This is a genomic window from Helicobacter salomonis, from assembly GCF_900197775.1.
Classification (GTDB): domain Bacteria; phylum Campylobacterota; class Campylobacteria; order Campylobacterales; family Helicobacteraceae; genus Helicobacter; species Helicobacter salomonis.
In genome coordinates, this window is the sequence record NZ_FZMA01000021.1 from 46863 (window position 1) to 65941 (window position 19079).

The window sequence follows — 19079 nt, forward strand, 5'->3', positions numbered from 1 at the left end:
TCCCAGTTATCCTCAGCAAGTAGGCATGCCGCATAAGTTTCAAAATTCGGCTAAAATCGCGAGCAATGTATAGGATAGATCACTCAACCCCTTTGCGCACTTTTCTAATGCTCTATCGGAGTGCTCCAAGACGCATTTTCTATGCGTTGGGTTTGGTTTTACTGCTTGGCGTATTTCCCTCCTTAAGTGTGGCAATCACCATTAAGCTGATTAATCTCATCGCCTTCATGCTACAACACCACAACCTAGAATACAAACCCCTGCTCACAATTTTATCCCTGGGAGCTTTGGTTTTATTTGGATCCCATGTGATCTCTCAAGTCTTAGCCCATTTGCAAACCCTGATTGCTGAAGAGTTTTCCATGCATATCTTGAGCAAGCTAGCTGATAAATTAGAGACGACCGATGATCTGAGTTTCTTAGAGGATAAAGAGCGCAGTGTGCAAATCAACACCCTTAAAAATGGCTTGCATGTCCGACCGCTTAACTATGTTAATAACTTATTTTTTAATTTACAACGCGTTGTTGGTTTGTTGTCCTTATTTGTGGTGATTGGCTCGATTAGTATCTACCTACCCTTTGTGATGCTCGTAGCAAGTATCCCTAGCCTCTTGTTTTCTAATCACATCGCTAAGAAACACAGCAAAGAGCTAGATGCCTTACAAGATCAAAAAGAAGCCTTACAAAATTACTTACAGCATGGCCTAGATAGTACTAAAAATAAAGATAATCTTTTGTTTAATTTCATCTCCGCTTTTAAGGCAGATTTCACATTTAAAAAGGTCGAGTACCTCAAATCTTTTACACACATCAACCAACAGCAATTAATCCGTAGTTTGTTTTTGAATATCCTAGTGGCTCTATTCAATGCAAGTTTGTTATTTTTGATGATTGTTGTCTTGTTAGTTCAGAGTGTGGGGGTGGGGGCAGTTGCTGGATATATCCAAGCCTTTAACATGGCTAATCAACAATTAGACGATTTAGCTTTCTTTGGAAGGTGGTTTTTTATCCTCAACGCCTATTTTGAAAACTATTTTAGACTCTTAGATGCGCAAAATCAGGCGGGAAATAAGCAAGTCTTAGAGGGGACGATCACGCATATCCGCTTTAAAGATGTGTGCTTTGCTTATCAACATAAACAAGTCTTACATAATCTCAACTGCACCTTTAGCGCGCACAAAATCTACGCGATCGTGGGTAAGAACGCGAGTGGTAAAAGCACACTCATTAAATTATTGATGGGTTTTTATACGCCCGGCTCGGGAGAGATTATCATTAATCATCAATATTCTCTCAAAGATTTAGACCTCAAGAGTTACCGCCGACAACTGAGTGCTATTTTCCAAGATTTTTCCTTCTATGCGGGCTATAGCCTCGAACATAACCTGTTCATGCAAACCCAGCCTAGCCCAGCCCAGCTAGCATACCAAGAGCGCGCTCTGGCCCTCTTAGAACCCACCAAAAAACTCTTGGCAAAATTCGGGAAAGATATCTTTGGTGTCCAATACAATGGGCAGGATTTTTCAGGTGGGCAGAAACAAAGCCTAGCCACTCTAAGAGCCTTTTTAAAACTAAGCCCTTGCATTATCTTAGATGAACCCTCTAGCGCGATCGACCCCATCGCCCAAAAAGACTTTTTAGATTTCATCTTTGCCATGCTGGAGGACAAAATGGCAATTCTCATCACCCACCATATCATCAGTGCCAAAAATGCCCATGAAATCCTCGTCTTAGAGGAGGGACGCGTGGTGCAACAGGGCGACTTTGACACTCTGCTGGCTCAACAAGGCTTATTTGCTAAACTATATGCGGAAAGTTTGAGAGGATTGAACACCCTCCCTAAAGAAAAGGTTTTTTAGCTAAAGTGCCCTAACAGGCACCAACATAAATTCACTGACTTTAGAGCTTGGATACGCAGGCTTACCCCTCTTTTTGGAAACTTGCTAATTCTTCTTGCATGATGTCTTGATCATTGAGGCGCAATTGTCCCTCTAAGACAAGCAATGATCAATGATGGCCTTTTGGGAGGCTAGCATCAAAGATGGCTTCAGAAGAAAAAGTGGTGTCCCAAAGACTGATGGGGCTGAAGGTGTGCGCAGGGCCTTTAGCTCCTTGATAATCTCCAGCAATCACCCTTAAATGACCGTATTTTTCTACAATAGACACGCTGGGAATGTCTTTTGCACTGATGGCTTGGTAATTTGGTGGGGTTTTTATGGACTTTAGGGAAGTTGACCCAAAGTTGTACAATTTGAGAACCCTCGGTTTGACTAAACTCTTTGGAATGAAATTCTTCATGTGGAATGCCTGCTCCTGCGCTCATCCACTGCACATCTTTCGCTTTAATCACCCCCCCCGCCTCCATACGAATCGCGATGTGCGACTTCTCCTTGATAGACGATGGTAATAGTTTGAAACCCTCAATATGAATGTGCACCCACGCCTCTGGGTTGCTCCAATCGAGGTTCAAAATAGCTGAACATAGAGCTAACATGAAGGCCATCTCCAACCCAATGTTTAGACAGAGCTTTAGAAATTTTTTCGATCCGTATCATCGACACTCCTTATAAAAATTCCCCCTAGTGTTCCACAAAAATATCAAAATTTGGAGTGCTAGACTAACAATAAAAAGCCCATTCCAATCACAAATCCGGTAAAAATCAGTGTGATCACACAATAACCCATGATATCCTTAGCCCCTAAACCAGCGATGGCCAAAGCTGGCAATGCCCAAAAGGGTTGGATCATGTTTGTCCAAGCATCGCCCCAAGCAATAGCCATAGCTGTAATGGCTGGTTTGACCCCCAATTCTAAACCTGCAGGAATCATAATGGGAGCTTGTACTGCCCATTGCCCGCCCCCTGAAGGCACAAAAACATTGATCAATCCTGCGCTCCAAAAGGTGAATAAGGCAAAGGTGTGTGGTGTGGCGATATTGATAAAAAACTCAGAGAGCAAGCCAGCCAAACTCACCCCATTTCCAGCACTCCCCACCATCATTCCCATAATCCCCGCGTAAAAGGGAAATTGAATCAAAATCCCTGCGGCATTTTTGGTTGCCTCATTGATAGCACGAATATAAGCGATGGGGGTTTTATGTAGCAAGAGTCCAGCAAAAAGAAAGATCATATTGAGAATATTTAAACTCAAGCCTCCCCCCCGCACAAAATGCGCCACAATATAGGCAAAACCCAATAGAGCAAGCAAAATGCTTAAAAGTTTGCTTTGCTCTAAATGGCTGGCTAAGGTGGAGGGGCTTTTGATGGGATCAGGGTGTGCATTTTCTAAAAGTTTAGGGTTAACTTCTATAATGTCTTGAGCTTTGGGGTGGATGGAAGCCAACAAAAAAGGCACGCCACAAAAAATAATCCCCACAATCATCAGATTAAAGGGGGCAAAAATCGTAGAAGTAGTGGGGATGCTTGCTTGCAAAATACCCGCTGTACTCTTGCTCAAGGCTTCTCCACCGCTAGCCAGAGTTAAGGGAATCGATCCAGAAAGTCCACCATGCCACACCACAAAGCCTGAATAGGCACTCGCCATTAAGAGGCGGTAATCTATGCCCCGCACCTTCTTGGCGATCTCTTTGGCAAAAATGGCTGAAACAACTAATCCAAACCCCCAGTTGATCAAACTTGCCAACATTCCTAACACGCTCACCAAAACAATAGCACTAAAAGGACTTTTAGGAATTTGGGCTAATTTTTGCAAGCCCCAAGAGATCGCTTTTGCCTGTGCTAGCACTTGCCCTAAAATAAGCACTAAGGCCATTTGCATAGAAAAGGCGAGCAGCTTCCATGCTCCATTGCCCCAATTTTGTACAATCTGCAGGATAGATTGTCCTGTAGCAACCCACACTGCAACAAACACTACAAAAGTTAAAAGGGCTACTAAAACAAAGGAATCGGGCAGCCAGCGCGAGGCTAAAGACACACAAATACGCGTAAAAGCCCTTAACATACTCTACTCCCTTCCACTTTCAAAAATTTATCTCTATTTTAACCCACAAGCCGGTTTGACAATTCTACGCTTTGGATTTAAAACCTATTTTTTTTAATGAGTTGGGTAAAATCGTGTAGATAGCTACAAAGCGCACGGGTAAAGATCGCGCTTTGTAATATTCCCCCCTGTTTAACAATCCAGTATGTTACACTCGCAACCTCATGTAAGGATGCACACGGACACTTTCAGTATTCATATCATTTCCCTCCAAAATAGCCCGCACCGTGCATATTCTCAAGCAATGGTGGAGAATCCACTCCTCCAGCACACCATACTCTAAACAAAACAACAAATCTTCGTTAAGCTTCCATAACCTTTGTGCTAGTGTGAGATTTTAATGAGGCACTTTTAATCACAAAATACGCGCTGGGGATGATAAAGAGAGTGAGCACCACGCTAGTGATCATCCCCCCTAGCATGGGGGCGGCAATGGCGTGCATGATCTCTGAGCCTACCCCGTGCGAATACATGATAGGGATGAGAGAAACCAAGATACTAAAAAATGTCATCAATTTGGGGCGCACGCGTTGCACCGCCCCGTGCATGATCGCTTCTTTGAGTCTAGCGCGGGTGTGATCGCCCTGCTTTAAAAAGTGTTGGTAAGCGTCCTCCAAATAGATGATCATCACAATCGCGGTTTCAGAGGCGACACCCAAGAGGGCTAAAAAGCCCACCAACGCGGCGATACTCAAATTAAGCCCCATGATCTGCATGAACACCAACCCCCCCAAAAAGGCAAAGGGGAGGGTGAGAAAGCAGAGTAAGGAATTAGTAGTATTCTTGAGCGCAAAGACGATGAGAATAAAGATCACAAAGATACTCAAGGGCACGATGTAGCGCAGGGTCGCAAAGGCTTCATCTAAATACTGGCTCTCCCCTGAAAACTCGTAATAATACCCGCTAGGGAGTTTAAAGTTTTCTAGGGCTTTGAGCGCGGCTTGGCGGTAGGTCTCTGAACTCACCCCATTTTTAGGCACAATGTAAATAAAATGCACCCCTAGCCCCTTTTCACTTTTGAGCACCGCCGGGGCGTTTTCATAATAGATATGTGCGAAGGTGCGCAAAGGCACAAAGCTATAGGGGGTTTTGATGTAAAGATTTTCTAAACTCTCAATATTGTTACGCTCTACATCTTTCAAGCGCACAGAAATAGGGTAACTCTCCACCCCGTCTAAAAGGGTGCTAATGGCAGAACCTCCCATGCCAAAATTCACCATATCTAGCACATTCTGCTTAGTGATATTATATTCAGCGAGCTTTTCAGGGCGCAAATCCACATTGAGATAGTAGCCATTATTAGACTTCTCTGCAAAGACAGAGAGCGACTCGGGGAGATTTTTGAGTTGTTGCTCCATGCTAATGGCTAGGTTTTGCAAGAGGGCGGGGTCTTTGCCATAGAGTTTAATGCCTAAGGGGGTGCGAATCCCGGTTAAGAGCATGTCAATGCGCCCGCGAATGGGGTAGGTCCAAGAATTGACTAAGCCTTTCACCTGCAGGGCGTGCTCAAGCTTTTCTCTAAGTTGTTTGTAGGTGATTTGCTCCTTCCACTCTGACTTAGGCTTGAGCTCAATATAGGTTTCTAGCATGGAGAGTGCGGCCGGATCGGTGCTGGTATTTGCCCGCCCGGCTTTGCCAAAGACCTGTTTGACCTCATCTAGGCTTTTGATAATGGCGTTAGTTTTTTCTAAATATGTTTTAGCCGTGTCAATGCCTACCGCATTCGTGGTTACGGGCATGTACATCACCACGCCCTCATTGATAGCCGGGATAAACTCCCAGTTGAGCTTTTTATAGGCAAAGTAAAGCCCCCCTAAACCTAGCACGCTTAGGGCTAAAAAGAAAAATCTAAAGCGCAACACAAAGGACAAACAAGCCCCATAGACAGCAATAAAAAACGCATTGATGGGATTTTTAGACTCCTCGCGGATTTTGCCCTTGATTAAAAAGATCATCAAAATAGGCACAATGCTAATAGAAAGCAGTGCCCCAATCAACATCGCAAAGGTTTTTGTGTAGGCTAGAGGGGAAAAAAGCCTCTCTTCTTGTCCGGTGAGGTTAAAAATGGGCAAGAAAGACACCACGATAATCATCAGGGCAAAGAAGATTGCCGGTCCGACTTGTTGCACGCCCTTGATGATCGCGCTTTGGCGCGCGTTTTCATCTTGCATATTGGTGTGTTGCAAATACTTGTGCGCGTTTTCTACCATCACGATTGCCGCATCCACCATCGCCCCAATGGCAATAGCAATCCCGCCCAAACTCATAATGCTCGCCTCGATATTGAAAAAGTGCATCAGCAAAAAGCTCAAGCACACGCATAAGGGCAGAGTGATGATCACCACTAGCGCGCTTCGTAGGTGCAACAAGAAGAGCGCGATGATGACTAAGACAATGACACTCTCTTCTATGAGCGTGTGGATGAGATTAGCCACGCCCTTTTCAATGAGTTCGCTGCGATCATAGACGGGCACGATCTGCACATCAGGGTTACTCTCTTGCAAAGTGGCGATCTTCTCTTTAATGCGCCCTAAAATGCTATAAGTGTCGGCATGGTAGCGCACCATCACCACCCCGCCCACCACTTCATCTGTGCCATTGAGATTTGCCACCGAGCGGCGCGGTTTGGGGGTTAAGTTGAGTGTAGCGATGTCTTTGAGCTTGATGGGGGTGAGATTGGGGGTTTTAAGCACAATCTCGCCCAAATCTTTCAAGCTCTTAGTGTAGCCTTGCGCATGGATGATCTTCTCAAAGCCATTTTCTAAGATCACCCCCCCGCCCATGTCCGCGTTAGATTTTTTAATGGCTTGCACCACATCGGCGACACTTAGATCGTATTTGATCAACGCGTCATTATTTAGCGTAACCTCGTAGTTTTTCTCAAAACCCCCAATGCTGGCGACCTCACTCACCCCATCCACCCCCAACAAGGCGTAGCGAAAATAGAAATCCTGTAAGGTTTTCAACTCAGCTAGATTCTTAGTTTTACTTCTAAGTGCGTATTGATACGCCCAGCCAATGGAAGTGGCATCGCTGCCCATCTCTACCTTGACCTCAGAAGGCAGGCGCACACGCGCCATCTGCTCAGACACGCGATCACGCGCAAAGTATAAATCTACCTTGTCTTTAAAGATGATATAGATCAAGCCCGTTTCATAGCTGGAAATCCCACGCACGGTTTCAATATCAGCAATCCCCATAAAATTAGACACCAAAGGATAAACTGCCTGTTCCTGCACCACTTGGGGGCTTTGGTTGGGGTAGCTCACCTGCACGACTACCTGCGTGGGCGAGAGATCAGGCAGAGCGTCTAGACGGGTGTTCTTGATCGCCCATAAAGAGAGCAAAAAGAGCAACAACACCGCTAAGATGACAATGAGCTTATTTTTTAAACTCCATGAAATGATCGTATTGATCATCACTCATCCCCATTATTGATCGCATCGGCATCTAAGATAAAGAGCGCGTTTTTAGCCACCTCATCGCCTTGAGAGAGCCCCTCTAAGATGGTGTAACTCCCATCGCTATTGCGCTTGACCTTGACCTCTGTGAGTTCAAATTCCTCATCCTCTTTTTTAAAGACGATGGTTTTATCGTTTTTGACCAGCACCGCCTCTTTGGGCAAGACTAGGCCTTTTTGGGATTTTTGATACAAAGTTACCTTAGCAAACATGTTAGGAAAAAAGAGATTGTGCGGATTAGCCAGCACAAAACGCACCTGTAACATTTTGGTTTGTGGGTTGATGAGTGGGTTGATATTATCTAGTTGTAGGCTAAAATCCCCCTTGATGCCCTCTATGTGTGCGCGTGCGCTGTCCATATGGCGCACGAAGTCTAAATCCTCTTGATTGACTTGAGCAATCACATAGAGCGCGCTCAAATCTATAATTTCATAGAGAGTTGCCCCACTTTTGACAAAGCCACCCTCTTGGATATTCTTAGCAAAGATCATCCCATTAAACTGGGAGCGCATGGGAATGCGGTTGTGGATTTTTTTATCTTTGATAATATTGGCGATTTCTCCCTCTCCCACCCCCAGTAAGCGTAATTTTTCTTTAATCTCTTCGACCTGTCGGTTAAAATGCATGGCTGAGAGCAATTCGCTTTGCACCCCTATGAGTGCGGGCGCATACACACTAAAGAGTTTCTGCCCTGCCTTGATGGGCTTATAAGTTTGATTGGCATAGAGTTTTTCAATATAGCCATCAAAGCGTAGAGTGTAGGTGTAACTCTTTTGTTCGTCCGCCTGCAGACTAGCATAATATTGTCTAAAGGGGGCGATCTCTTTAAGGGTAACTTTAATAGTGTCCTGTGCCCCCCATAACATGCCAAGTAGAGCTACACATAATCCAATAACTCTCATGGAAGTCCTTTTAAATTTTCTAAAGCCAAATAGGTCGTATTGAGCTCACTTAGGGTGTCGATCTTAGAGAGCTTGATATTAATCTCATCATTAAAGGCGTTGTAATAGGTGTTGTAATCCCCGCTAGCAGAGATCAAATTCTTTTCATAGATATGCACAATGCGCCCGCTTGCCTTTAAAATGGTCTCAATGCTGGAGAGATTTTTTTGAAGTTGCGCCATTTTTTTAAACAACTTCTTAGCGCGGTGGCGCACTTGGTTAATAGTGTTGTCAATATTATTCAGCGCGACTAAGTGCTCTTGTTTGCGCTGTTGCAGGGTGTTACTCTGTTTGCCATAAATGGGTAGGGGAATAGCTACCCCGATAGTAAACATGTCAAAAATGCGCTTCCTAAAGAGATAGTTTGCTGTAACATTGATGTCTTCTAAGAAACTCTTTTTGGCTAAAGTGATGTTTTTGCGCGCTTGAGCGTCTTGCAAGCGGGCGATTTTGATGTCGTAATTGCTTGCCATAATATTTTGCAATTCTTGCGTGTTGTTTAAAGCCATGCTCTGGGGTGCTAGAGAGAGTAGATCGCTTTGGCTAAAAGTGAGTTCGCTGATATTGATCTTATTGTCTTCTAGTGCGTCTTGTAAATCGTTTTGTTTGATCTCTAGCTGGGATTTAAGCACTTCAATTTTGGCAATAGCGATTAAATCCGGGTTGCTCGCATGTTGGGCGTTGTAGAGTAGGTTCTCTAGGTTATTTAAGGCTTCTTTTAATAGGGCTAGTTTTTGGGTGTTCTTATAGACCTGGATCGCGTTGGTGAGCACGCCAATAGCGATATCTTGCTTGAGTTTTTGCAGTTCAAAAAGCTTTTTTTGGCGTTCTAAATCTAGCACTTGGGCTTGGGTGTGCCTCTTAGCATTCACATCAAATTTTTGGCTCAAACCAACACTAATACTTTGCATGAAGCTAGAATCGAGGATAAAGAAATTGAACACATCGGCGTTGTTATAGCCCACATACAAAATCGGATTATCCCAGCGCGCGCTGGCTTTAGCTTGGGCGCGCAGGCTCTCAATTTGGGCTTGCAGACTGGCGATTTTAGCGTTCTTGTGCAAAAATTTGTTGTAAATGCTGGGCAAGTCTAGGCGTTTGTTTGGCAGGGGCGCGCTCACACTCACAGACTCTAGGCTAGTTTCTGAGTGCCACGCCTTTAGCCCCCCCAACATAAACAACACCCCCCAGATCAAAGCCCTTAGCCTCATAGATCGATACTGCCCTTGCCTTTGTAGAGTTTGCCCTCTTTAGTTTTAATGTCTACTCTAATTTGCCAAGTACCCCCCATAGGTAGATTGACCTTGACATCATAAATCCCATTTTTTTCTTTTACTTGGGCGTTTTCGTGCATGGCGGGCATACCGGGCATTTCAGGCATGCTAAATTTCACCTTGACATGCGCGCCTTTGAGGGGTTTGCCCTTAAGAGTGGGACTTAAAGTAAAATGGTTATCACCACTCACGGGCTTTTGATCGGATTTTAAAAGGGTGTCCACCTCTTTAGCCTTGATCTTTAAATCCCATGCTTGTAAACTCCCCAAACTCAAGGCGCACGCTAACGCCAACACATGCCATTTTTTCATCTAAACTCCTTACAAAATAAGATGGCGTTATAGTAGTGTGTTTCTGTGGATCATTTGTGGAAATTAAAGTTTGGCGTGTTAGAATTTTTCATCTTATAACCAAAGGAACGACATGTCTTATCGCACCGAACACGACACTATGGGGGAAGTCAAGGTAGAAGATAGCAAGTATTGGGGCGCGCAAACCCAACGAAGTTTTGAAAACTTTAAAATTGGCACAGAAAAAATGCCCCCCGCGCTCATTAGGGCTTTTGCTAAGTTGAAGCGCTCTGTTGCGGTGGTGAATGCACAACTAGGTAAATTGGATACGCAAAAATCCCAAGCCATCGTGCAAGCCTGTGATGAGGTGATCGCGGGCAAATTAGCTGACATGTTCCCCCTAGCCATTTGGCAAACTGGGAGCGGGACACAGACGAATATGAATGTGAATGAAGTCATTGCCAATCGCGCCACCGAGATTTTGGGTGGGAATTTTAGAGAAAAAAAGCTCATCCACCCCAATGACCATGTAAATATGTCCCAAAGCTCTAATGACACTTTCCCCACAGCTATGCACATTGTGAGCGTGCTAGAATTGCATAAAACCCTTTTGCCCGCGCTAGACAAACTGCACGCCACTTTGCAAGCCAAAAGCCAAGAATTTAAAGACATTATTAAAATCGGGCGCACCCATTTACAAGATGCCACGCCCTTAACTCTAGGGCAGGAATTTAGCGGGTATGTGAGTATGCTCGAGCATTCTAAAGCGCAGATTTTACAGAGTTTGGAATATCTAAGTGAGCTAGCCATCGGGGGCACGGCGGTGGGCACAGGGCTAAACGCGCATCCCCAACTCTCTGAAAAAGTCGCCGCCGAACTTAGCCAGCTCACCGGACAGACCTTCAAAAGCGCGCCTAATAAATTCCACGCGCTCACCAGCCATGACGGTCTCACTTTTGCGCATGGCGCGCTTAAGGGTTTGGCGGCTAATTTGATGAAGATTGCTAATGACATTCGATGGCTAGCCAGTGGTCCGCGCTGTGGTTTAGGCGAGATCAATATCCCTGAGAATGAACCGGGGAGCTCCATAATGCCGGGCAAAGTCAATCCTACTCAGTGCGAGGCTTTGACCATGGTCGCCGTGCAGGTGATGGGTAATGACGCAGCCATTGGCTTTGCGGCCTCTCAGGGCAATTTTGAGCTCAATGTCTTTAAACCCGTGATCATCTATAATTTCTTGCAAAGCTTGGAGTTGCTTGCCGATGGCATGGAGAGTTTTAACGCCCATTGCGCGGTGGGAATCACGCCCAATAAAGAAAAAATTGATCACTATTTGCACCACTCTTTAATGTTAGTAACCGCGCTCAATCCTCATATCGGCTATGAAAACGCCGCGAAAGTAGCCAAAAACGCCCATAAAAAACACATTAGCCTCAAAGAATCCGCCCAAGAGCTAGGATTAGTGAGCCCTGAAGATTTTGACAAATTCGTCAATCCTGCTAACATGATCGCGCCTAAGGCTTAGGTTTTAGCGCGTTTTCTAAGAATTCTACACTCTGTTTTAAAAGTTGAGCACCTTTGGGAGTCATGATACTCTCGGGGTGGAACTGGTAGGCAAGGATTTTGTCCTGCGGGTGGTAGATACCCATCACGATATTTTGATAATGGGCGATCACTTGTAGCTCATCGGGTAATTGTGTCGCCATCAAAGAATGGTAACGCGCCACCTCTAAGCTACGACCTAGACCCTCAAATGCTCCAAAGGGTTCTAAGTTAATGTGCGTGCTTTTGCCATGCACAATTTCAGGGCATCTTTCAATACGCGCCCCATAACTCTGTGCCAAGGCTTGCAAGCCCAAACAAATCCCCAAAATAGGGAATTTTGAGCGCACACAAGCAATTAAGGGTAAGAGTCGCCCCGATTGTTCGGGGTTACCCGGACCGGGCGAAATGCACAAAAGTGCGCCACTCGTGCAAGCGCACATCAAGTTTAAAATCTCTTGCTCGGGCGTATCATTGCGATACACCTTGAGATCATAGCCCAAGCGTTCCAATTCGTAAACCAAATTGTAGGTAAAGGAGTCGAAATTATCTAAGAAAAAAATCGTCATCGATAAGTCTTTCTAATGGCTTCTAGCACGCTTTGCGCCTTTGCCTTAGTTTCTGCACTCTCTGCCTTTGGGTCGCTCTCCAGAACAACGCCCGCCCCGCTTTGCACAAATGCCTTATGGGCGCGCACAAAGGCAGAACGAATCACAATACAACTATCCATGGAGCCATCTCCACACAAATAACCCAAAGAACCCCCATAAGACCCGCGCCGCTTGTTTTCTAATTGCGCGATGAGTTTGAGTGCGGACACTTTGGGAGCGCCGCTGAGTGTACCCGCGTTCATAAAACTTCTAAAGGCATGCAGGGCATCTAGGTTGGCTTTAAGCACACCTTGCACCGCTGAAGTCAAATGCATCACATGAGAGTATTTCTCTACACGCAAGAGTTTGTTCACAAAACGCGTTGCACAAATCCGCGCTAGATCGTTGCGGGCTAAGTCCACCAACATGAGATGTTCGGCACGCTCTTTGGCATCGCTCAAGAGTTCTAGCTCGATGCGATTATCCAAATCTGGATCGATGTGCCCATGGGTATCAAAACCGCGCGGGCGTGTGCCCGCAATGGGGCAGATTTGGGCGGTGCGTGTGGGCGCGTCGTACTTTAAAGCACTCTCAGGACTAGCCCCAAAAAGCGTAAAATCTTGCGCGCGCATGTAGAACATGTAAGGACTAGGATTGCGCATTTTGAGGTGGTGGTAGGCACTCAAGGGGTCGGGACACTCCAAGCTAAACCCCCTAGAGATCACCGCCTGAAAAATCTCGCCCGCTTGTAATTCTGCTTGTAGGCGCAAAACCCGTTGTTCAAATTCTATATCGGGGCAATCCGTGCTCAGTGCGCCCGTATGGGGGTGTTTATGAGGAGTAAAGTCATCTTGGGTTGCTTGAGCTACTTGGGTCAAAGCGCGCATGTTTGCTTGCAAATTTTCTTGATAATCCCGATTAAAACACGCACCTAAAATTTGGGTGGTGTGTGCTTTGTGATCGATGACAATGAGAGTTTCTGCTACATAAAAGAGATAGTCTGGCGCGCTGTTTTCTAGGGTGGGTAAAGAGGGCAAATTTTCAAAGTAGTGCACCATTTCAAAAGAGAAAAGCCCAGCACAAAAAAGAGCTAAAGGGTGGCTAGAGTGAGGGCGCGCGCATTGCCACACAGAGCGCAGAGCATCTAGGGGGCTGGATGTAAAGAGCTTAGAAAATTCGTCTTGCAGGGTATTAGTTTGAGGATAGTGTAACTGGAGGATGGAGTCTTTGAAGGGGGTTTTTAGCACGGCACTAAGCCTTTGTACTAACGCTTTACCATTGGGAGTTAGTGCGCGCAAATACACACAATCGCCCTGACAGAGTAGCTGCACGCACGCACGAGTTAAGATAATTGACTTAGTATGCGCCTTGCTCTGCGTGTGTGCACTCTCTAACAAGAGAGTGTGAGGCTGTTCCAGTTGGGCGTAGAGAGCGAGTGGATGGGCGACATAGGGAACATTTTGCTCCAAAGTTGTCATTGGGTTATCCTTTGGGCGTATTATGTCTAAAAAGCGTTTAAACGAGTTAAAAAACTTAGTCTTGCCAATTCAGCCTTATAAGCGACATAGATTACTCGGATTTTTCCTGCAAGACATATTCTACTTAAAATCTATGCTACTGCGCTTTAAAGCGCAGTGTGCTACAATCACTCATTTAAAAAGGACTCGAGGATGGGTATCGTGGTTTTTGGGGGGGGGGCTTGGGGGCGTGCACTCAGCTTTGCCTTTGGGCACACTACATCCGTGCAAATCGTTTCTCGTCAAGATTTAAGCACTGCGCTCTTACCCCTGAATAAGAGTTTGGTGCTCAAAGGCCATCACCTCATCAGCCAATGTAGTCTGGAGGAAGGCCTAGAGGCCTCCTTGTGCGTGGTAGCCATTAGTGTGCAGCATCTGCGTGCATGGTTTAAACAGGCACATTTACCCTCCGATATGCGAGTCTTAATGGCATGCAAGGGGATTGAAGTGGGAGGTAAGTTTGTTAGCCAGATTGCCCAGGAATTCATCCCCTCAAAAAATTTATGCTATCTAGCAGGGCCTAGTTTTGCACACGATGTGAGCGCGAGTTTGCCCTGTGCACTAGCTCTGCATTCTAGCAATCCCGACTTGGCTCAAACCTATGCCAAGGCTTTTCCCAGTTTTATACGCACCTATGCCCAGGAAGACATTACCGGAGGGGAGATCGCAGGCGCGTACAAAAATGTGATTGCTATTGCAGCCGGAGTGTGCGATGGGCTAGAGTTAGGGCAAAGTGCTAAAGCCTCTTTGCTCTCGCGTGGTTTAGTAGAAATGTGCCGCTTTGGGACGCATTTTGGGGGAAAAGCCCAAACATTTTTGGGACTCAGCGGGGCGGGGGATCTCTTCTTAAGTGCAAATTCCATGCTTTCACGCAACTATCGCGTAGGCTTAGGGCTAGCCAAACACCAACCCTTAGAAGAGATTTTAGACACATTAGGAGAAGTTGCCGAAGGGGTGAAAACCACGCAGGCCATCATCCAAATTGCCCAAAGAGAGCAGATCTATACCCCCATCGCTACAGAATTACAGGCCCTCTTAGAAGGCAAAAATCCCCTAGCAAGCATGGACGCGCTGTTAAAACGCTAAAGAAAGGCTTTTGAGATGACTTTTTCACAAATTCTTTTAACTTTGCAGAATTTCTGGCAAGAACAGGGTTGCCTTTTATTACAGCCCTACGATCTACCAGCAGGGGCGGGTACTTTTCACCCCGCTACTTTGCTAAGAAGTTTGGATAGCAAACCTTGGAATGTTGCCTATGTTGCCCCTTCTAGGCGACCCACAGACGGGCGTTATGGACAAAACCCTAATCGCTTAGGTAGTTATTACCAATTCCAGGTGATCTTAAAGCCTAGCCCCTTGAATGTCCAAGAACTCTATTTGCGCAGTCTGCAGGCATTGAGCATTGATTTTAGCCAACATGATGTGCGCTTTGTAGAGGATAATTGGGAGTCACCCACTTTGGGGGCGTGGGGCTTGGGCTGGGAGGTATGGTTAGATGGCATGGAGATCACCCAGTTTACTTACTTCCAGCAGGTAGGAGGTTTGCCCTGCCACCCCACTCCCATTGAGATCACCTATGGTGTGGAACGCTTAGCGACCTATATCCAAAAGGTGGACAATATCCTAGACATCGTGTGGAGCTATAAAGACAACCAACCCACTTACTATAAAGAAGTGCATTTGGAGAGTGAATACCAGTTTAGCCATTATCACTTTGAGCACGCCGATTTGGATTTTTTGCTCGAAGCTTTTCATCAAAACCAAGCAGAGGCGCAACGCTGTTTGGATCGGGGCTTGAGTTTAGTTGCTTACGATTTTGTGGTGCTTAGCACGCATTTTTTCAATGTTTTAGATGCGCGTAAAGCCCTGAGTGTAGCCAAACGCCAAGAATTCATCTTAAAAATCCGCGCCCTAGCTAAGGCTTGCGCTCTGCTTTACAAAGCCCAAGAAACCCAGCGCGATGCGCGCCTAAGTGGGGATTTTAGCACCCCCCTACTGCCATGCCAAGTTTAAAAGACTTACACGCCTTTTTGGAGGCACTCTCCCCTTTGAGCTTGCAAGAGTCTTGGGATCATTGTGGCTTGAATTTAGGCAGTTTAAATATGCAATACAAACACCTCATCATCAGCCTAGAAGCCACTATGCAACTCGCCCAGCAAGCTCCAGATCACAGCGTGATTCTCACCCACCACCCCCTCTTTTTCAGGCCCTTTAAGACTTTTAACTCCAGTGTTTACCCCTATAATGTCGCCCAAATTTTGATTCAGAAATCCTGCGCCTTGCTGGCATGGCATACCAATTTTGATAAAACCCACCTCAATGCCTATTTTGCCAAGATATTAGGCTTTGAAAATTTGTGTACTGATGGGATGGCTTTAGTGGGTGCAATTGCCCCCACACTCTTAGAAACACTCGCTAAAGGTGTGCAAGACAGACTTAAGTTACCCTATGTGCGCTATGTATCCGCTAGCCCTACTATTAGCACAATTGCGATCGTATGCGGGGCGGGATGTGGGTATTTGCAAGAGCTCACAAGTGTGCCTGAAAATCTGTGTCTAATCACGGGAGATATCAAGCATCATGATGGCATGGCGGCCAAAAGCATGGGCATTAGCTTGATCGAAGTGCCCCATTATGAGAGTGAAAAATACTTCGCGCCCCTCATGGCAGATTTACTGACTCCCCTTGCCCTCAACCCCCAATTGTTTGATTGTCAAGGGGTGTTCGGGATACATGTGCTTTAAAGCGTTGGAGCACGAAAATAAAGAACAAAAGCGACGTCTGCGAAGATGAGCCAAGTCATAGGCGTCCTCCAAGGGTCAAAACCCTAATCAAACAACAAGAGGAATCTCTCCGGACTGGATAGGCGAAAGAGCGACATTATGGGACTTCAGATATAGAAAAGCCACATGCATAGACCCCGAACACCTCTTTGATTTCCACGCAGCACGGGTGTTCCCCTTAAATCGCAACGCCCCTTTTTACGACCGCTTAAGAAATGATGAGCCCAACATTTCAAAAGACACTCTCAAAGACCACCCAACCATGTGCCTAAGCCCCAAATATCTTAGCCCCAAATCTCAGCAAATTTGCCTACAACTCTTTCAATCTCAAACTTACAACGCTAAGGACATTCAAGAGCAATTACACCTCGTGCGTTTAATCTCCATTGATGAGAGCCCTTGTGTGTATTTAGACCTTAAGGATAAACTCCAGACTTTTAAGTCTGACAACGCAATCTGTTTGGCGTTACAGAAACGCTTAAGGGGAGGGTTTCAATGATCTGCTTAATCAAAATGCTTTACTCGTGAGTCCTCTATGGGTGGTTTTAAGTGTTAATTTAAGTCAAAATACAACATTCAAGCAATCATCCCCCGCACGCCTCTTTGCAACGCCCTTTTAAAAACTATTGAAGCTATCCAAGAGTCGCAAACTTTAAAATGCTTTGGTGGTGCTTATTACCGACTACCAAAGTCTAAAGGAAAAAGAACAAGTCAGTTTTACCTTGCAATCTAACTTCAACGATTTAAACTTTTTCTTCTTCAAACGCTCCAAGATTTTAGAAAACTCCATGCGTAAGGGACTGAGCCTTAAAGAACTCTCTTTACAAACCCCGCTCTCCAGACTCCATTACAAGACTTCCATCACGGAATACCAACGCCTTTTAAACACCCTAATACAAGGAGCAATTCAATGAATGAAAACACCCCTAAAACTATCTAGGACGCTTTGAAGAATGCCAGCAATGCCAAAAAAACACTTTTAAGGTTAAAGGCAAAGCCAAACCGGGCAGAAAACCTTTACAACATCTTTTTTGCCACCATGCGAGAGCCCAGCAAGAACAACTCCGGAGATAAAATCTATGTCAAACAAGAGAGCATCAAAATTGAACGCACCACAGAGGGGCAAACCACCACACAAGAATACAGCCTAAAAGACTTTGACACTCAATATACCAGCCTAGAGGCGGCTAACTTCATCGAATTTGAGGGACGCAAAATCAGCCAAGAAGGGTATCAAAAACTCAAACCCGCGCAACAACGCCAAGCCACCATACAAAGTACAATCTTAGAGAGTCGCCCGCTTTTAGACCAACATGGACATTTGATTGTCAAGCACGACCTATTTAACCACGAGGGATTAACACAAGATGGCATTGCTGAGGCATTTATCGAGTTTGCCAAAAGTGAGGGCTTGAGTTTTTGGAGAGAGTGATGCAAGAATATAAAATTTTTTGCGATGAAAGCAATCACCTAGACTATACTCCTTCTTTAGGCTCCAAGGTGATGGTGCTAGGGGCAATCAGCCTGCCTTCAAGCGAATTAGCCTCCATCAACCAAGCGATCAAAGACTTAAAACGCCAATTCAACCACCAAAAAGAGCTCAAATGGACAAAACTCATCCAAAACCAAAGAGGGTTTTATGATGCTTTGCTAGAGCTTTTCTTTTCTAGCGTCCATCTACGCTTCCAAGCTACTTTAATCCCCGATAAACGAAAACTCGCCCACGATCGCTACAACCAAAGCAACCCAGACATTTTCTACTACAAAATGTTTTACTATGTGTTGAGAAATCTCATAGAACCCCAAACCGCCATCAAAATTTACTTAGACTACAAAGATTCTAAATGTGCGGTGCGGATGCGGGAGTTAGAAAAGGTGTTGCACAACCACTACAAGAACACTATCCAAGCCCAATGTTTCACCGCCAAATCCCACCAATCCCAAATTATCCAACTTACCGACCTACTCATAGGGGCAATCGCCTACAAAGCCCGCGATGACATCCCCCACCAAAGTGCTATTAAAAACCATGTTGTCCAAAAAATCGAGGAATGGGCGGGTTTTAGGCTTGAAGAGGGCACACCCCCTTGGGAGAGTAAGTTCAATGTATTTAAAATCACGCTCAAACAAAATGCCTAATGTTCCCGCTTTTAGATTTTAGCACATGCTCTGGTGAGGAGGAGATGGTAGAGTTAGCCTACCAACAATTTAAGCAAGATTTCCTAGACACACCCCTTTATCTTGCCAACAGCCTTTACATCGACCCCCTGCAACCCTCCGGTTGCCCCAACCAAAAAGAACAAATCTTTTGGCACTTGATCACAAGGGGAAACAAAGAACATAAGAGGGTGTTTGACCCAAAAAGGGCTTGTAGGATTGGGTGGATCAGGCAAATCATCTTGGACTATGAAAAACCCCATGTCAAATGGTTCTACTACCAAGACAAGAAGACAAGGCTATATCTATGGCTCTATGATTTTGATTTTGTGGTGATTTTGCAAAAATCGCACAAGACAGAAGCGACTTTTATTGTAACAGGTTTTTATATAGACAAAAACGACAACAAAAAGGCTTACAAAGACCGCTATGAAAGCTATTACAACGACCCAAAGCTTAAAAGTTGTGCGTGGTTTTAATGGGTGCAGATTGAGGCACTGCGAGCCATCTCTTTCTACCACCGGT

At 45.3% G+C, this 19079-nt stretch carries 18 protein-coding genes; 10 read left to right on the top strand and 8 right to left on the bottom strand.

The window, feature by feature from the left end:
- Positions 1 to 65 precede the first annotated feature (65 nt).
- Complete coding sequence (locus C6H04_RS04435; protein ID WP_199767083.1) at positions 66 to 1859, top strand: ATP-binding cassette domain-containing protein; 1794 nt, start codon at positions 66 to 68, stop codon at positions 1857 to 1859.
- A gap of 245 nt (positions 1860 to 2104) precedes the next feature.
- On the opposite strand, the gene C6H04_RS04440 is transcribed toward C6H04_RS04435, so the two are convergent.
- From C6H04_RS04440 to C6H04_RS04465, 6 genes are all read right to left on the bottom strand, one after another.
- Positions 2105 to 2503 (bottom strand): pirin family protein, encoded by a 399-nt coding sequence (locus C6H04_RS04440; protein WP_199767084.1) that lies wholly within the window; start codon positions 2501 to 2503, stop codon positions 2105 to 2107.
- Between the two features lie 110 nt (positions 2504 to 2613).
- Complete coding sequence (locus C6H04_RS04445; RefSeq protein WP_104732429.1) at positions 2614 to 3960, bottom strand: short-chain fatty acid transporter; 1347 nt, start codon at positions 3958 to 3960, stop codon at positions 2614 to 2616.
- Between the two features lie 341 nt (positions 3961 to 4301).
- The gene (locus C6H04_RS04450) at positions 4302 to 7418 is read right to left on the bottom strand and encodes an efflux RND transporter permease subunit (protein WP_104732430.1); all 3117 of its coding nucleotides are present in this window, start codon (positions 7416 to 7418) and stop codon (positions 4302 to 4304) included.
- Entirely contained in the window at positions 7418 to 8362 is a 945-nt protein-coding gene (locus tag C6H04_RS04455; RefSeq protein ID WP_104732431.1) for an efflux RND transporter periplasmic adaptor subunit, read from the bottom strand. Before C6H04_RS04455 ends, C6H04_RS04450 begins: the two co-directional genes overlap by 1 nt.
- On the bottom strand, positions 8359 to 9576 hold the full coding sequence (gene crdB / locus C6H04_RS04460; protein ID WP_104695588.1) for a copper resistance outer membrane protein CrdB: 1218 nt from the start codon (positions 9574 to 9576) through the stop codon (positions 8359 to 8361). Before crdB ends, C6H04_RS04455 begins: the two co-directional genes overlap by 4 nt.
- A 32-nt stretch (positions 9577 to 9608) precedes the next feature.
- Complete coding sequence (locus C6H04_RS04465; protein WP_104732432.1) at positions 9609 to 9986, bottom strand: FixH family protein; 378 nt, start codon at positions 9984 to 9986, stop codon at positions 9609 to 9611.
- 112 nt (positions 9987 to 10098) lie between these two features.
- Here C6H04_RS04465 and fumC point away from each other — a divergent pair, with 112 nt between their 5' ends.
- Positions 10099 to 11490, top strand: a complete 1392-nt coding sequence (gene fumC, locus C6H04_RS04470; RefSeq protein WP_104732433.1) for a class II fumarate hydratase — start codon at positions 10099 to 10101, stop codon at positions 11488 to 11490.
- On the opposite strand, the gene C6H04_RS04475 is transcribed toward fumC, so the two are convergent.
- Positions 11480 to 12076 (bottom strand): aminodeoxychorismate/anthranilate synthase component II, encoded by a 597-nt coding sequence (locus C6H04_RS04475; protein ID WP_104732434.1) that lies wholly within the window; start codon positions 12074 to 12076, stop codon positions 11480 to 11482. The two genes, fumC and C6H04_RS04475, sit on opposite strands and share 11 nt — an antisense overlap.
- A complete protein-coding gene (gene trpE / locus C6H04_RS04480; protein WP_104732435.1) occupies positions 12073 to 13575 on the bottom strand; it encodes an anthranilate synthase component I in 1503 nt (500 codons plus the stop codon). Before trpE ends, C6H04_RS04475 begins: the two co-directional genes overlap by 4 nt.
- A gap of 192 nt (positions 13576 to 13767) precedes the next feature.
- Here trpE and C6H04_RS04485 point away from each other — a divergent pair, with 192 nt between their 5' ends.
- The 8 genes from C6H04_RS04485 (at position 13768) to C6H04_RS04520 (ending at position 19033) form a co-directional block, all read left to right on the top strand.
- Positions 13768 to 14700 carry an NAD(P)H-dependent glycerol-3-phosphate dehydrogenase gene (locus tag C6H04_RS04485; protein WP_104695579.1) on the top strand — a complete coding sequence of 311 codons (933 nt, stop codon included), beginning with the start codon at positions 13768 to 13770 and terminating at the stop codon, positions 14698 to 14700.
- 15 nt (positions 14701 to 14715) lie between these two features.
- Positions 14716 to 15627, top strand: coding sequence for a glycine--tRNA ligase subunit alpha (gene glyQ / locus C6H04_RS04490; protein WP_104695580.1), 912 nt, complete (start codon positions 14716 to 14718; stop codon positions 15625 to 15627).
- Positions 15615 to 16358: a Nif3-like dinuclear metal center hexameric protein gene (locus C6H04_RS04495; RefSeq protein ID WP_104732436.1), complete on the top strand. Its 744-nt coding sequence runs from the start codon at positions 15615 to 15617 to the stop codon at positions 16356 to 16358. Before glyQ ends, C6H04_RS04495 begins: the two co-directional genes overlap by 13 nt.
- 301 nt (positions 16359 to 16659) lie before the next feature.
- Positions 16660 to 16896 carry a hypothetical protein gene (locus C6H04_RS07985; RefSeq protein ID WP_199766047.1) on the top strand — a complete coding sequence of 79 codons (237 nt, stop codon included), beginning with the start codon at positions 16660 to 16662 and terminating at the stop codon, positions 16894 to 16896.
- Positions 16897 to 17065: 169 nt separating this feature from the next.
- Entirely contained in the window at positions 17066 to 17311 is a 246-nt protein-coding gene (locus C6H04_RS04505) for a hypothetical protein (RefSeq protein ID WP_199766172.1), read from the top strand.
- A 32-nt stretch (positions 17312 to 17343) separates the two neighbouring features.
- Positions 17344 to 17829 (top strand): hypothetical protein, encoded by a 486-nt coding sequence (locus C6H04_RS04510; protein ID WP_104732438.1) that lies wholly within the window; start codon positions 17344 to 17346, stop codon positions 17827 to 17829.
- Positions 17829 to 18536, top strand: a complete 708-nt coding sequence (locus tag C6H04_RS04515; protein WP_104732439.1) for a DUF3800 domain-containing protein — start codon at positions 17829 to 17831, stop codon at positions 18534 to 18536. The genes C6H04_RS04510 and C6H04_RS04515 overlap by 1 nt, the downstream gene beginning before the upstream one ends.
- A gap of 44 nt (positions 18537 to 18580) precedes the next feature.
- A complete protein-coding gene (locus C6H04_RS04520) occupies positions 18581 to 19033 on the top strand; it encodes a hypothetical protein (protein WP_233711851.1) in 453 nt (150 codons plus the stop codon).
- Positions 19034 to 19079 lie beyond the last annotated feature (46 nt).

Excerpts from the sequence above, each read along its gene's own strand:
- C6H04_RS04495 (WP_104732436.1), top strand. The coding sequence starts at position 15,615 with ATGCCAAGTTTAAAAGACTTACACGCCTTTTTGGAGGCACTCTCCCCT.
- C6H04_RS07985 (WP_199766047.1), top strand. The coding sequence starts at position 16,660 with ATGTGCCTAAGCCCCAAATATCTTAGCCCCAAATCTCAGCAAATTTGC.
- C6H04_RS04450 (WP_104732430.1), bottom strand. The coding sequence starts at position 7,418 with ATGATCAATACGATCATTTCATGGAGTTTAAAAAATAAGCTCATTGTC.
- C6H04_RS04515 (WP_104732439.1), top strand. The coding sequence starts at position 17,829 with ATGCAAGAATATAAAATTTTTTGCGATGAAAGCAATCACCTAGACTAT.
- trpE (WP_104732435.1), bottom strand. The coding sequence starts at position 13,575 with ATGACAACTTTGGAGCAAAATGTTCCCTATGTCGCCCATCCACTCGCT.
- fumC (WP_104732433.1), top strand. The coding sequence starts at position 10,099 with ATGTCTTATCGCACCGAACACGACACTATGGGGGAAGTCAAGGTAGAA.
- C6H04_RS04475 (WP_104732434.1), bottom strand. The coding sequence starts at position 12,076 with ATGACGATTTTTTTCTTAGATAATTTCGACTCCTTTACCTACAATTTG.
- C6H04_RS04455 (WP_104732431.1), bottom strand. The coding sequence starts at position 8,362 with ATGAGAGTTATTGGATTATGTGTAGCTCTACTTGGCATGTTATGGGGG.
- glyQ (WP_104695580.1), top strand. The coding sequence starts at position 14,716 with ATGACTTTTTCACAAATTCTTTTAACTTTGCAGAATTTCTGGCAAGAA.
- C6H04_RS04465 (WP_104732432.1), bottom strand. The coding sequence starts at position 9,986 with ATGAAAAAATGGCATGTGTTGGCGTTAGCGTGCGCCTTGAGTTTGGGG.
- C6H04_RS04435 (WP_199767083.1), top strand. The coding sequence starts at position 66 with ATGTATAGGATAGATCACTCAACCCCTTTGCGCACTTTTCTAATGCTC.
- C6H04_RS04445 (WP_104732429.1), bottom strand. The coding sequence starts at position 3,960 with ATGTTAAGGGCTTTTACGCGTATTTGTGTGTCTTTAGCCTCGCGCTGG.
- C6H04_RS04520 (WP_233711851.1), top strand. The coding sequence starts at position 18,581 with ATGGTAGAGTTAGCCTACCAACAATTTAAGCAAGATTTCCTAGACACA.
- C6H04_RS04485 (WP_104695579.1), top strand. The coding sequence starts at position 13,768 with ATGGGTATCGTGGTTTTTGGGGGGGGGGCTTGGGGGCGTGCACTCAGC.
- crdB (WP_104695588.1), bottom strand. The coding sequence starts at position 9,576 with ATGTTGGGGGGGCTAAAGGCGTGGCACTCAGAAACTAGCCTAGAGTCT.
- C6H04_RS04440 (WP_199767084.1), bottom strand. The coding sequence starts at position 2,503 with ATGGCCTTCATGTTAGCTCTATGTTCAGCTATTTTGAACCTCGATTGG.